A 13,712-nucleotide genomic window follows, 5' to 3' on the forward strand; every position below is an offset into this window, starting at 1 on the left:
TTGCCGGCGCCGGGGCGATCGGCGAAGACGTCGAGCTGGAGGAAGCGGCGCTGCGTCATGGTTTTCAACCGCGGACGGGGGAGGCGCATTGTGGCCGGCCGCGCGTGGCCCGTCATCGAATAAAATCGCGCGCTCTCATGAGCATGCGTCATTCGCCCGAGGCGGCGTCGCGTGCTCCGATTCGCCTCCCGCGGCAGCCGCCGCACCTCCAGGAAACCTCGTGACCGCTTCGACGCGCTGGGTCGTACTCAAGTTCGGTGGCACTTCCGTGTCGCGCCGGACCCGTTGGGACACCATCGGACGACTCGCGGGCAAACGTGCGAAAGACGAGAACGCGCGCGTGCTGGTGGTGGTGTCGGCGCTGTCGGGCGTGACCAACGAACTTCAGGCGATCGCGAACAGCGGCGCGGGCGAGGCGACGGATGCGAAGGTCGCCGCGCTCGTGGCGCGTCATCGCGAATTCGCGGCGGAACTCGGTCTGGATGCCGACGTCGTGCTCGCCGAACGCCTCGCCGCGTTGCAGGCGCTCGCGACCGATTCGCGCGCGACTCAGCGCACGCTCGACTGGCAGGCCGACGTGCTGGGGCAGGGCGAACTGCTGTCGTCGACGCTCGGCGTTGCGTATCTGAAGTCGCAGGGCCTCGACATCGGTTGGTGCGATGCACGCGAGTGGTTGAACGCCGTCGCGCTGCCGAACCAGAGCGATTGGGCCGGTCGTCTGTCGGTCAACTGCCACCACCGCACCGATCGCGACTTCGCGCAGCGCTTCACCACGCAACCAACGACGATCGTCCTGACGCAGGGCTTCATCGCGCGTCATGGCGACGGCGGCACCGCGATCCTCGGTCGCGGCGGTTCCGACACGTCGGCCGCGTACTTCGGTGCACTGCTCGGCGCCGCGCGCGTCGAGATCTGGACCGACGTGCCCGGCATGTTCAGCGCGAATCCGCGCGAGGTGCCCGACGCCCGCCTGCTCGCGCGCCTCGACTACGCCGAAGCGCAGGAAATCGCCACCACCGGCGCGAAAGTGCTGCATCCGCGTTCGATCGGTCCCTGCCGCGACGCCAACGTACCGATGGCGATCCTCGACACCGAACGCACGGACCTGCCGGGCACGCGTATCGACGCGACCGCCGCGACGGTGCCGGGCGTCAAGGCGATCAGCCGTCGCAACGGCATCGTGCTGGTGTCGATGGAGTCGGTCGGCATGTGGCAGCAGGTCGGCTTCCTCGCCGACGTGTTCGAACGTTTCAAGAAGCACGGCCTGTCGATCGACCTGATCGGTTCGTCGGAAACCAACGTGACGGTGTCGCTGGATCCCAGCGAGAACCTCGTCACCACAATCGTGCTGAGCGCGTTGAGCGAGGACCTGGCGCAGGTCTGTCGCGTCAAGGTCATCGCGCCCTGCGCGGCGATCACGCTGGTCGGCCGCGGCATGCGGTCGCTGCTGCACAAGCTGTCCGACGTGTGGGCGACGTTCGGCCGCGAGCGCGTGCACCTGATCTCGCAGTCGTCGAACGATCTCAACCTGACGTTCGTCGTCGACGAAGCCGACGCCGAAGGCCTGCTGCCGACGCTGCACGCCGAGCTCGTGCGCGGCGGTGCGATGCCCGTGCTCGACGAGAGCGTATTCGGGCCTGCATGGCGCGATGTCGTGCACGGCCGCCCCGAACGCGCGACGCCATGGTGGCTCACACGTCGCGATGCACTGCTCGCTCGTGCGAACGACGGCACGCCGCGTTACGTCTACCACCTGCCGACGGTGCGCGAGCGTGCGCGTTCGCTGATCGAAGGCGGCCCGGTCGACTGTGGCTTCTACGCGCTCAAGGCGAATGCGCATCCCGAGATCCTCCGTGCGCTCGAGGCGATCGGTTTCGGTTTCGAGTGCGTGTCGCTCGCCGAAGTCGAGTACGTGCGCCGGACGCTGCCGTCGCTCGATGCGTCCCGCATCCTGTTCACGCCGAGCTTCGCACCGCGTCGCGAATACGAGGCCGCGTTCGCCGCGGGCGTCAACGTCACGCTCGACAGCATCGAGCTGCTGCAGCGCTGGCCGGATGTCGTGCGCGGTCGCAATGCGTGGCTGCGCCTCGACCTCGGCCACGGCGACGGCCACCACGAAAAGGTGCGCACGGGCGGCGCGGAAGCGAAGTTCGGCCTGCCGATCACACGTTTCGATGCGTTCATGGCCGAGGCCCGCAAGCTCGGCCTGCGCATCACGGGCCTGCACGCGCACCTCGGCAGCGGCATCGACGATCCCGCCCACTGGCGCGAGGTCTACGGCACGCTGGCGGCGCTCGCGGATGCGAGCGAGACGGTCGACACGATCGACATCGGCGGCGGGTTCCCCGTGCCGTACACGCCCGACGCGCGTCCGTTCGATCTAGAGGCGTGGCGTGCCGGCGTGCGCGACATCAAGGCGGCGTACCCGCGTTGCCGCCTCGCGATCGAGCCGGGTCGCTTCCTCGTCGCCGAAGCCGGCGCGCTGCTGCTACACGTCACGCAGGTGATCGAGAAGGACGGCATCCGCCGCATCGGCCTCGACGCCGGCATGAACGCGCTTGCCCGCCCGGCGATGTACGACGCCTACCACGGCATTCACAACCTCACGCGCATCGACGACGCCGCGCTCGACACGTTCGACGTGGTCGGCCCGATCTGCGAAAGCGGCGACGTGCTCGGCCGCGGCCGGCGCCTGCCGGCGGCGACGGGCGAGGGCGATGTCGTGCTGATCGCCGACGCCGGCGCCTACGGCATGGCGATGGCGAACACCTACAACCTGCGGCCGCTGCCGGCCGAGGACATTCTCGATGACTGATTGGCGCTTCTCGCGCGACGCGATCCAGGCCTTCCGGTTCGTCCGCTGCGACTTCGACGCGGCGACGGGCGTGGCCCGGCTCGTCTATGCCTTCGACGACGGCCCCGAACTGGTCGAAACCGTCTCCATCCCCGGTGCGCCGTTCACGCTCGATGCGGCGCGTACGGAGGCCGTGCAGCGCGCTCTGCGTCTCCTGCATCTCATCGCGGGCGTCAGCTACTACAAGGCGGCGGTGCCTAAGACGATCCGCATCGACGGCTATTCGATCGATGCGGCGACGGCCTCGCTGCTGAACGAGGGGTACGAGAACGGCCTCGGCGAGTTCGCGTACCGCAACGGTTTGCACCTGCGCGGCACGATTCGCTTCCCGGCCGATGACGCGCCGGCGCACGCCGCCCCAACGCTCGGCCTCCGTGAGCACGCGCTCACCGCGATCGGCGGCGGCAAGGATTCGCTGGTGAGCATCGAGTCGCTGCGCATCGCAGGCGTCGATCAGACGGTGACGTGGATCGGCGGTTCGCAGCTGATCGCCGCCTGCGCCGAGCGCACCGGCCTGCCGACCCTCAACCTCGGCCGCCAGCTCGCACCGCAGCTGTTCGAGTACAACCGCAATGGGGCGTGGAACGGGCACATCCCGGTGACGGCGGTGAACTCCGCGATCCTCGCGCTGGCCGCGCTCGTGCTCGGCGTCGACCAGGTCGTGTTCTCCAACGAGCGCTCGGCGAGCTACGGCTCGATGATCGAGGGCACGGGCGAGGTCAATCACCAGTGGTCGAAGGGTTGGCAGTTCGAACGCGACTTCGCCGCGCATCTGCGCTCGCACGTGGCGGCGGACCTGCGCTACTACTCGCTGCTGCGTCCGCTCAGCGAACTGGCCGTCGCGCGCCAGTTCGCCAAGTCCGACCGCTACGACCAGCACTTCTCGAGCTGCAATCGCAACTTCCACATTCTCGGCGAGCGCCCGGCACAGCGCTGGTGTGGCATCTGCCCGAAGTGCCACTTCGTGTTCCTTGCGCTCGCGCCCTTCATGAGCAAGCCGCGATTGGTCGGCATCTTCGGTCGCAACCTGTTGGACGAGCCGTCGCAGACCGGCGGTTTCGACGCGCTGCTCGAATACCGCGACCACAAGCCGTTCGAATGCGTGGGCGAAGGTCAGGAGTCGCGCGCCGCGATGGCTGCGCTCACGCAGCGCCCTGAATGGCGAGAGGACGCGATCGTCGAGCGCTTCGCGCGCGAGATCCTGCCGCAGCTCGCCGATGGTCCCGCGGTCGACTCGTTGCTGACCATCGACGACGAGCACGGCATTCCCGATGCGCTCTGGGCCCGCCTGCGTGCGCATTTCGCAGCTTGACGGACAGCGCGTCGCGCTCTGGGGCTGGGGCCGCGAAGGCCGCGCCGCGTATCGCGCGATCCGCTCGCGGCTGCCGACGCTGCCGCTGACGCTGTTCTGTTCGCAGGATGAGGCGGTGGACGCCGCGGCGCTCGGCGATGCGCATCTCGTCGTGTCGACGACCGTGGACGGCGAATCGCTCTCGCGCTTCGAGATCGTTGTGAAGTCGCCGGGCATCAGCCCCTACGGCGAAGCAGGGTCGATCGCGTCGGCCGCGGGCGCGCGGCTCATCGGCGGCACGTCGCTGTGGTTCGGCGATCATGCCGACGAAAATGGAATCGTTGCGAACGCGGTCTGCGTGACCGGCACCAAGGGCAAGAGCACGACGACCTCGCTGCTCGCGCATCTTCTGCGCAGCGCCGGCCACCGCACGGCGCTCGCGGGAAACATCGGCCTGCCGCTGCTAGAAGTGCTCGACCCGCAGCCGGCGCCGGATTACTGGGCGATCGAGCTGTCGAGCTATCAGACAGGCGATGTCGCCGTCAGCGGTGCGCGTCCGGCCGTTGCCGTCGTGCTCAACATCTTTCCCGAGCATCTCGACTGGCACGGCTCGCACGCGCGCTACGTCGCCGACAAGCTGCGCCTCGTCACCGACGCGCATCCACGCATCGCGGTGCTCAATGCGGCGGACCCGATCCTTTCGACCTTGCAGTTGCCGGAGGATGTCGCGGTCCGCTGGTTCGGCGACGCGCGCGGTTGGCATCTGCGCGACGACGTGCTGTATCGCGGTGACGACGCCGTCATCGATACGCGTGGCCTGCCGCTGCCGGGCCGACACAACCGCGGCAATCTCGCCGCGGTGCTCACCGCGATCGAGGCGCTCGGCTTGGACGCGCAATCGCTCGCGACGGCCGCGTTCGACTTCGAGCCGCTTCCGCATCGCCTGCAGACGCTCGGCGAGCGCGACGGCACGACCTACGTCAACGATTCCATCAGCACGACACCCCATGCAACGCTCGCGGCGCTGGACTGTTTCGCCGATCGCGATGTGGCGGTGCTGGTCGGCGGCCACGACCGCGGGCTCGACTGGTCCGACTTCGCGGCGGCGATGCGCGCGCATGCGCCGAAGGCGGTCGTCACGATGGGCGCCAACGGCCCGCGCATCCATGCGCTGCTCGCGCCCGTCGCCGCCGAGGCGGGCTTCGACCTTCGCGAGGCATCGGACCTCGCCGATGCGATGAACCAGGCACGCGACGCGCTGCAGCGTGCTAGCGCCAAGTCGCCGGTCGTGCTGCTGTCGCCCGGCGCGCCGAGCTTCGGCGTCTGGCGCGACTACGTCGACCGCGGGCGCGATTTCGCACGTCGCGCGGGCTTCGATCCCGACATGATCAGCGCGATCCCGGGCCTCGGCATCGCCTGAGCCTCGACACGGGCCGACATGGGGACGCGCTACGCTCGGTCGTCCCCAAGCCGGAGGCTCCCATGTCGATCGTCCGTCGGTTCCGTATCGCTTCGACCCTTCTCGTTCTCCTCGCGGCAGCACATGCGCAGGCCGCAGTGCGCACCCGGAACGTCGACTGGACGCTCGACGGCCAGAAATTCCAGGGGGTGCTCGTCTATGACGACGCCGGTCCCAAGAACAAGCCCGGCCTCGTGATGGTGCCGAACTGGATGGGCGTGAATCCGTCCGCGGTGGAGAAGGCCAAGAAGGTTGCGGGTCGTGATTACGTCGTGCTGGTGGCGGACGTCTACGGTGCGAATGTTCGACCCAAGGATTCGAAGGAAGCGGGCGCGGCCGCGGGCGCGCTGAAGGGTGATCGCCCGAAACTGCGGGCGCGCATGCAGAAGGCCGTCGACGTGCTGCGGGCACAGGCGGGCAGTTCGCCGCTCGATACGAAGCGCATTGGCGCGTTCGGCTTCTGTTTCGGCGGCACGTCGGTGCTCGAACTGGTGCGCAGCGGCGCGGCGCTCGACGGCGCGGTGACCTTGCACGGCGGCCTCGATGCGACGGCGCCGGCGGCGCCCGGAACGGTGAAGACGCCGCTGCTCGTGCTCAACGGTGCGGCGGACAAGTCGGTGTCGCGCGAGGACGTCGCGAAGCTGCAGTCGGAAATGACCGCGGGTGGCGCCGACTGGCAGTTCGTCGATCTCGGCGGCGCGGTGCACTGCTTCGCCGAACCCGATGCCGGCAACGATCCGAACAGCAATTGCCGTTACGACGCCAGGCAGGCGCCGCGCGCGTATCGCATGCTGGCCGACTTCTTCGCGGAGCGGTTCGCCGCTGTAGGTGGCGGCACTCGCAAGCGGTAGTCGCAGCGCGAGAAAATTCGCGCGGCGATCGGGCCGCGCGAATCGTAGGAACCGGAATAAGCCCGCGGATCAGGTGGAGCGGCTGACCGCGTAGTGGGCCAGCCCGCGCAGCGCGTCGGTGTACGCGTTCGCGGGGAGGCTTGCGAGCGCCGCTTCGGCCCTGGACGCGTAGGCATCCGCGACGCTGCGGCTGTAGTCGAGGCCTCCGGTCGCGCGAATCGCAGCGACCACTTCGTCGAGCGCGTCGACGTCGCCGTTCGACACGATCTCGCGCAGGCGTTCCGACGTCGCAGGATCGCTGTTACGGATCGCGTGGATCAGCGGAAGCGTTGCCTTGCCTTCAGCGAGATCATCCCCGAGGTTCTTGCCGAGCGCGTCGGCGTCGGCCGCGTAGTCGAGCACGTCGTCCGCGATCTGGAACGCATAGCCGAGATCGAGGCCGAACGCGTCCAGAGCGTCGCACTGCGCCGCAGGTGCCCCTGCCAGCAAACCACCGAGTCGCGTCGCCGCGGCGAACAGCACGGCCGTCTTGCGCTCGATGACGCGCAGGTAGGCGGCTTCATCCGTGTCCGGATTGCGGATGTGCAGAAGCTGCAGCACCTCGCCCTCGGCGATGCGGTTGGTGGTGTCCGCGAGAATCCGCATCACCTCCGGACGCTCGAGTTCGACCATCAGCTGGAAGCTGCGCGAATACAGGAAGTCGCCGACCAGCACGCTCGCGGCGTTGCCCCACACCGCGTTCGCAGTGCGCCGGCCGCGTCGCATGTCGGACTCGTCGACGACATCGTCGTGCAACAGCGTTGCGGTGTGAATGAACTCCACCACCGCGGCGAGCTGGTGCGCGCGCGCGTCGATCGCCGACTCGCCACCCGCCGCGCCTGTGGCGAGCAGGAGCAGCATCGGCCGCAGGCGCTTGCCGCCGGCCCCGACGATGTACTCGGCGACCTGGTTGATCAGGACGACGTCGGAGGCCAGGCGAGCCCGGATCAGGGCGTCGACCGCGGCCATCGGGCCCCGTGCGAGCGCCTGGATGTCGGGCAGGGACGGGGTCGGCATCGACGCGTCTCGGTCGGTGGGAAAACGGCCGGCGATTATAGGCGGACCCCGTCGTTTGCCGGACATTTCCGACGTCGCCCCGCGGCGTCGGACGACCCCCACCGGCCGCCGGGTATACTCCAATGTCGGTCGTCAACCACGACCCACCCGAAGGAAAAGCACATGGCACGCGGCGTCAACAAGGTGATTCTCGTCGGCAATCTCGGCAACGATCCCGAGGTCAAGTACACCCAGGGCGGCATGGCGATCACGACGATCAGCCTCGCGACGACGAGCGTGCGCAAGGACCGCGACGGCAACCAGCAGGAAAAGACTGAATGGCATCGCGTGAAGCTGTTCGGCAAGCTCGGCGAGATCGCCGGCGAGTACCTGAAGAAGGGCCGTTCCTGCTACATCGAAGGCCGCATCGAGTACGGCTCGTACGAGAAGGACGGCGTCAAGCACTACACGACGGACATCGTCGCCGACGAAATGCAGATGCTCGGTGGTGGTGAAGGCGGCGGCGCCGGTGGTGGCGGTCGCGGTGAGTATCGCGGTAGCGGCGATCGTCCGCAGCGCTCGCAGCAGTCCGCACCGGCTCCCCGTCGCGAAGCGCCCGCAGCACGCAACAATGATTTCGGCAGCGATTTCGCGGACGACGATATTCCGTTCTGATCGCTGACCACTGTAGGCCCCACACTGCAGGAGCAATCGTTTGACCACTTGGCTCGTGACCGGCGGTGCCGGTTTCATCGGCGGCAATTTCGTGCTCGAGGCCGCGCAGCGCGGCATTCGTGTCGTCAATCTCGACGCACTGACCTATGCCGGTAACCTCGATACGCTGTCGTCGCTCGATGGCAACGCGAATCATGTTTTCGTCGAGGGCGACATCGGAGACGCAGCGCTGGTCGAGCGCCTGCTGAACGAGTACCGCCCGGACGCCGTGATCAACTTTGCAGCCGAAAGCCATGTCGATCGTTCGATCGACGGTCCGGCTGCGTTCGTGCAGACCAACGTGGTCGGCACGCTGAACCTGCTCGAGAAGACGCGCGATTTCTGGCGCAGTCTCGATGCACCGGCGCGCGACGCGTTCCGCTTCCTGCACGTGTCGACCGACGAGGTCTACGGCTCGCTCGGCGACACCGGCAAGTTCACCGAGACCACGCCGTACGCGCCGAACTCGCCCTATTCGGCCTCGAAGGCGGCGTCCGATCACCTCGTGCGTGCGTTCCACCACACGTACGGTCTCCCGGTCCTTACGACCAACTGCTCGAACAATTACGGCCCGTTCCAGTTCCCGGAAAAGCTCATTCCGCTGATCATTGCGCGAGCGCTCCGCGGTGAGCCGCTGCCGGTGTATGGCGACGGGCGAAACGTGCGCGACTGGTTGTTCGTCGGCGATCACTGCTCCGCGATCCGTCGCGTGCTGGAGTCGGGTCGCGTGGGCGAGACCTACAACGTCGGCGGCAACGCCGAGCGCGAGAACATTGAAGTCGTGCGCACGATCTGCCGTCTGCTCGACCAGAAGCGGCCAGTCGGCGACGGTCGTGCGCGCGAATCGCTGATCACGTTTGTGGCGGATCGACCGGGCCACGATCGACGTTATGCGATCGATGCGTCCAAGATCGAGCAGGAGCTGGGTTGGTCGCCGACGGTGACGTTCGAACAGGGCATCGAGCGCACGGTCGACTGGTATCTCGACAACCAGTCGTGGGTCGAGCGCGTGCTCGACGGCAGCTACCGTCTCGAGCGGATCGGTCAGGCATGAGCACGACGGGACGCAAGGGCATCATCCTTGCCGGCGGTTCCGGCACGCGCCTGTATCCGATCACGCAGGCGATCAGCAAGCAGCTCCTGCCCATCTACGACAAGCCGATGATCTATTACCCGCTGAGCGTGCTGATGCTCGCGGGCATTCGCGACGTGCTCGTCATCAATACGCCGCATGAGCAGGCGCTGTTTCGCAATCTTCTCGGCGACGGCTCCCAGTGGGGCATGCGCATCGAGTACGCGGTGCAGCCGAGTCCGGATGGCCTCGCGCAGGCGTTCCTGATCGGCGAGAAGTTTCTCGACGGTGCACCAAGCTGCCTCGTGCTGGGCGACAACATCTTCCACGGCCCGGGCCTGACGGCGATGCTGCGCGAGGCCGACGCACGCACTGAGGGCGCGACAGTCTTTGGGTACTGGGTTAATGACCCCGAACGCTACGGCGTCGCCGAATTTGACGCAGATGGTCGTGTGGTCGGTATCGAGGAGAAACCAGCCAAACCGCGCTCGAACTATGCAGTAACCGGCCTTTACTTTTATGACGGCCGCGCAAGCGAGTTCGCCTCGCGCCTTTCACCGTCGCCACGCGGCGAGCTTGAGATCACGGATCTTAATCGGTTGTATCTCGAAGAAGGATCGCTGCACCTGCAGCGCCTCGGTCGAGGTTACGCCTGGCTTGATACGGGCACCCATCAATCGCTTCTCGAAGCTTCCAACTATATTGAGACCATCGAGGCCCGGCAGGGCTTGCGAGTCTGCTGTCCGGAAGAGGTCGCGTGGAGCAATGGTTGGATTTCGAACGGGGAATTGATCGCGCTTGCGAAGCCGCTCAGTAAGAACGGCTACGGCAATTACCTCATGGGGCTTATCGATCGAGGGCACGTGCCGTGAAGCTCGTCGAAACGGATCTTCCAGGTTGCGTGATTGTCGAGCCGCGTGTTTTCGGTGATGACCGCGGCTATTTCTACGAATCGTTCAATCTCGACCGATTGGGCGCCGAAGGACTTGCACCGACATTCGTGCAAGGCAACGTGTCGTTTTCCCAGCGCGGTGTTCTGCGAGGCCTGCACTATCAATGGCCGAAGCCGCAGGGCAAGTACGTCACCGTGCTTCAAGGGGAGGTATGGGACGTGGCTGTCGACATCCGTCGCGGCTCTCCTACATTCGGCAAATGGACGGCCGTCGTCTTGAATGCGGAGAACAAGCGTCACTTCTGGATTCCGGAGGGTTTCGCCCATGGATTCGTCGTGACGAGTGACACGGCGCTTTTCTCGTATCTGTGTACGGCGACCTACGACGCCACGGCAGATGCGGCGATTCGCTGGGACGATCCGACGTTGGGGATCGACTGGCCGGCGAGCAATCCTTCGCTATCGACAAAGGACGCGGATGCGCCTTTCCTCGACGCAATCCCGGCCGATCGACTGCCGGTCTACTCGGCATGACGACACTCGTCATCGGCGCGGGCGGGCAGGTCGGCCGCGCGCTTCTTGCGCGCAGGCCCGATGGTATGCAGTGGCTCGCGACATCCCGTGATGGGGCGGCGGCGGGCGGAGTGGAGATGGCCCCACTCGACGTCACCGACGAAGCTGCTGTCACCGCGCTTGTCGCACGAGTGCGACCTACGGTTGTCATCAACGCCGCTGCTTACACCGCGGTGGATCGAGCAGAGGCGGAACCCGACGGCGCATTCGCCACGAATGCCGCCGCGCCCGCCGCGATTGCCCGCGCCTGCAACGCGGTCGGCGCGTTCCTCGTCCACTACTCGACCGACTACGTTTTCGACGGTGGCGGCGCGGCACCATACCCCGAGGATGCTGCAGTCGCCCCACTCGGCGTTTACGGTGCTAGTAAGCTTGAGGGCGAGCGTGCGGTCCTCGCTCTTGCTCCGGCGTCGCTCGTGATTCGAACGGCGTGGGTCTACGCGCCATACGGCCACAACTTCATGCGCACCATGCTCCGCCTGGCGTCGGAGCGTCCTGAACTGCGCGTGGTGGATGATCAGGTCGGCGCGCCGACCACCGCAGACTTCATCGCGCGTTCGACGATAGCGCTCGTGAATCGTGACGAGCGCCCCACAGGCGTTGTCAACGTTGTCTGCGGTGGCGCCACCAGTTGGTACGGCTTTGCGGACGCCATAGTGCGCGGCGCATTCGCGCGCGGCTTGCTGAAGCAGCGTCCAGACGTGACGCCGATTCCGACGTCGGCTTTCCCGACACTCGCGAAGCGGCCCGCCTATTCAGTCCTGTCGATCCGGAAGCTGATCGAACTCGGCGTCGATGTCCCCGACTGGCGGTCGGAGCTTGACCGCACTCTCGATCTCATGGCGACGCAAGGCGGCTCGAACCCCTGATAATGGCGGTGGGGGAGGGCCGGAGAGGCCCGCCGAAACGTGCCAAGAGGGGATTGCATGAAGACGTTCAAGGCTCTGGTGGGCGCGCTCGCGCTCGCACTGGCTTGCGCCAACGCGCACGCGGTCGATGTCGACTCGTTCATCCGTCGGGACAAGTTCCACGACATCAAGATCTCGCCGACAGGGGAGTATCTGGCGGCAACGGTGCCGTTCGAGGATCGCGTCGCGTTCGTCATCCTTCGACGCAGCGACAACAAGGTCACCGGCACGTTCGATCTCGGGCGCAACACGGCAATTGCCGGATTCGACTGGGTGAACGACGAACGCGTGCTCATATCCGCAGCCGAGAAATTCGGAGCACTCGATAAGCCATCGCCGACGGGTGAGCTGTACGGCATGAACGCTGACGGGTCGCACACCGAATTGCTCGTCGGATTCCGGGCTCATGGCGAGATGGGTACGCACATCCGGAAGAAGCAGGCCGAAGATGTCGCGGCGTTTCCAATCGATAGCCTCGCCGCCAGCGACAAGTTCGCGGTCATCAAGGTGATCCCGTTTGCCGCCGAGCCGTACAACCGCGCCGAACGGCTCGACGTCTACACCGGCCAGCGCCAGCGCCTCGCAAGCGCGCCCATCCGGAATGCCGCCTTCATTACCGACAACAGCGGTGTGGTGCGCTTCGCGTACGGCCAGGAGTCCGACCTCGCGCTGAAACTCTTCTACCGTGATGGTGACGGTGCGAACTGGCAGTTGCTGAACGACGAATCGGTCACCCATCGTCGCGAGGTCGCGATCGGCTTCTCCGCCGACAACGCGACCGCATTCCTTGAGGTCAGCGACGACACGCACCCGGCGAAGCTCGTGGCGCTGGACCTGAAGACGCGGGCCCGCAAGGAGCTGTTCGGAGATGAGGTCGCCGATCCTGCCTCGTTCCTGTACCGCCACGGCACGCGGGAGCCGATTGGCGTCATTTTCGATGACGGCAAAGGGCGGACCGAGTTTTTCGATCCGTCGGGGCCGGATGCGCGCCTACAGAAGAGCCTGGAAGCCGCCTTCGTTGGCCAGCGCGTGTTCGTGACGTCGGAGACCACGGACGGGCGCCTGGCATTGGTGAGCGTGTCGAGTGACCAGAACCCAGGCGACTACTACCTGTTCGATACGGTCGCGAAGAAGGCCGACCTGCTGCTCAGCAGTCGCGATTGGGTCGACCCGGCGCAGGTGCACAAGGCGGAACCGATCGCGATCAAGGCGCGGGACGGTCTCCAGCTGCACGGCTATCTCACGCGCCCCGCCAACGCGGACGGCCGTCGTGTTCCGATGGTCGTCCTACCCCACGGTGGCCCGTTCGGCATCAGCGATACGTGGGACTACGACACGGAGCGCGATCTCCTTGCAAGTGCGGGCTACGCTGTCTTGCAAGTCAACTTTCGCGGCTCCGGAGGCTATGGGCATGCGTTCGAGCAGGCCGGCGCGCTTCAGTGGGGCAAGGCCATGCAGGACGACCTCACCGATGCTACGAAGTGGGCCATCGACCAAGGGATCGCCGACGGCTCGAAGATCTGTCTTTACGGTGCCAGTTACGGCGCCTACGCGTCGCTCATGGGCGTCGCCAAGGAGCCGACCCTCTATCGCTGCGCCGCCGGTTATGTCGGTGTCTACGATCTGCCCACTCTTTACACGAATGGAGACAGCAACGACACGAAGAGCCAGCGGAACTGGCTGGAGCGGTGGGTGGGTGCCAAGGACGAGCTCCCGGATTCGTCGTCACCGACCAAGGTCGCTCAGCAGATCAAGGTGCCGGTCTTCCTCGCAGCAGGTGGCGAGGACCAGCGTGCTCCCATCCAGCACAGCAAGCTGATGGAGCAGGCGCTGCGTCGGGCCGGCGTTCCGGTCGAGACGCTGTACTACGACACCGAAGGTCACGGCTTCTACAAGATCGAGCACCAGCGCGAGTTCTACACGAAGCTGCTGGCGTTCCTGTCGCGCAACATTGGCGGGCAGACGGCGACGCCGTCGACCGGGAGCGCGTCGGCGGCAAAGTAGAGGCCGCCGTCGTAGATCCGGATAGCAAGAAGGGCGCCCTAGAGCGCCCTTCTTATTTG

The 13,712-nt window shown here is 66.4% G+C and carries 12 protein-coding genes; 11 read left to right on the top strand and 1 reads right to left on the bottom strand.

Features of this window, described 5'->3' with window-relative positions; all coding sequences use genetic code 11:
• From EVS83_RS15845 to EVS83_RS03075, 5 genes are all read left to right on the top strand, one after another.
• Positions 1-224 (top strand): hypothetical protein (locus EVS83_RS15845; RefSeq protein WP_208108676.1); only part of this gene is annotated, 224 nt, incomplete at its 5' end.
• Entirely contained in the window at positions 221-2,815 is a 2,595-nt protein-coding gene (locus tag EVS83_RS03060) for a bifunctional aspartate kinase/diaminopimelate decarboxylase (RefSeq protein ID WP_133499503.1), read from the top strand. The genes EVS83_RS15845 and EVS83_RS03060, both read left to right, overlap by 4 nt.
• A complete protein-coding gene (gene murL, locus EVS83_RS03065; RefSeq protein ID WP_133499505.1) occupies positions 2,808-4,166 on the top strand; it encodes a UDP-N-acetyl-alpha-D-muramoyl-L-alanyl-L-glutamate epimerase in 1,359 nt (452 codons plus the stop codon). The genes EVS83_RS03060 and murL overlap by 8 nt, the downstream gene beginning before the upstream one ends.
• Positions 4,147-5,565, top strand: a complete 1,419-nt coding sequence (gene murD, locus EVS83_RS03070) for a UDP-N-acetylmuramoyl-L-alanine--D-glutamate ligase (protein ID WP_133499507.1) — start codon at positions 4,147-4,149, stop codon at positions 5,563-5,565. The genes murL and murD overlap by 20 nt, the downstream gene beginning before the upstream one ends.
• A gap of 62 nt (positions 5,566-5,627) precedes the next feature.
• Positions 5,628-6,455, top strand: coding sequence for a dienelactone hydrolase family protein (locus EVS83_RS03075; protein WP_133499509.1), 828 nt, complete (start codon positions 5,628-5,630; stop codon positions 6,453-6,455).
• A gap of 69 nt (positions 6,456-6,524) precedes the next feature.
• On the opposite strand, the gene EVS83_RS03080 is transcribed toward EVS83_RS03075, so the two are convergent.
• The gene (locus tag EVS83_RS03080; protein ID WP_246022754.1) at positions 6,525-7,511 is read right to left on the bottom strand and encodes a polyprenyl synthetase family protein; all 987 of its coding nucleotides are present in this window, start codon (positions 7,509-7,511) and stop codon (positions 6,525-6,527) included.
• Positions 7,512-7,673: 162 nt separating this feature from the next.
• Here EVS83_RS03080 and ssb point away from each other — a divergent pair, with 162 nt between their 5' ends.
• Genes ssb through EVS83_RS03110 form a run of 6 tightly spaced genes read left to right on the top strand, consistent with a single transcriptional unit; the run spans position 7,674 to position 13,653 of the window.
• Positions 7,674-8,165 carry a single-stranded DNA-binding protein gene (gene ssb / locus EVS83_RS03085; protein WP_133499511.1) on the top strand — a complete coding sequence of 164 codons (492 nt, stop codon included), beginning with the start codon at positions 7,674-7,676 and terminating at the stop codon, positions 8,163-8,165.
• Between the two features lie 40 nt (positions 8,166-8,205).
• Positions 8,206-9,258 carry a dTDP-glucose 4,6-dehydratase gene (gene rfbB, locus EVS83_RS03090; RefSeq protein ID WP_133499513.1) on the top strand — a complete coding sequence of 351 codons (1,053 nt, stop codon included), beginning with the start codon at positions 8,206-8,208 and terminating at the stop codon, positions 9,256-9,258.
• Positions 9,255-10,148, top strand: a complete 894-nt coding sequence (gene rfbA, locus EVS83_RS03095; protein WP_133499515.1) for a glucose-1-phosphate thymidylyltransferase RfbA — start codon at positions 9,255-9,257, stop codon at positions 10,146-10,148. The genes rfbB and rfbA overlap by 4 nt, the downstream gene beginning before the upstream one ends.
• Positions 10,145-10,702: a dTDP-4-dehydrorhamnose 3,5-epimerase gene (gene rfbC / locus EVS83_RS03100; RefSeq protein WP_133499517.1), complete on the top strand. Its 558-nt coding sequence runs from the start codon at positions 10,145-10,147 to the stop codon at positions 10,700-10,702. The genes rfbA and rfbC overlap by 4 nt, the downstream gene beginning before the upstream one ends.
• Entirely contained in the window at positions 10,699-11,610 is a 912-nt protein-coding gene (gene rfbD, locus EVS83_RS03105) for a dTDP-4-dehydrorhamnose reductase (protein WP_133499519.1), read from the top strand. The genes rfbC and rfbD overlap by 4 nt, the downstream gene beginning before the upstream one ends.
• A gap of 57 nt (positions 11,611-11,667) precedes the next feature.
• The gene (locus tag EVS83_RS03110) at positions 11,668-13,653 is read left to right on the top strand and encodes an alpha/beta hydrolase family protein (RefSeq protein WP_133499521.1); all 1,986 of its coding nucleotides are present in this window, start codon (positions 11,668-11,670) and stop codon (positions 13,651-13,653) included.
• Positions 13,654-13,712: the final 59 nt, after the last annotated feature.

The sequence above is a fragment of the Cognatilysobacter terrigena genome (assembly GCF_004361065.1).
Lineage (GTDB): Bacteria > Pseudomonadota > Gammaproteobacteria > Xanthomonadales > Xanthomonadaceae > Cognatilysobacter > Cognatilysobacter terrigena.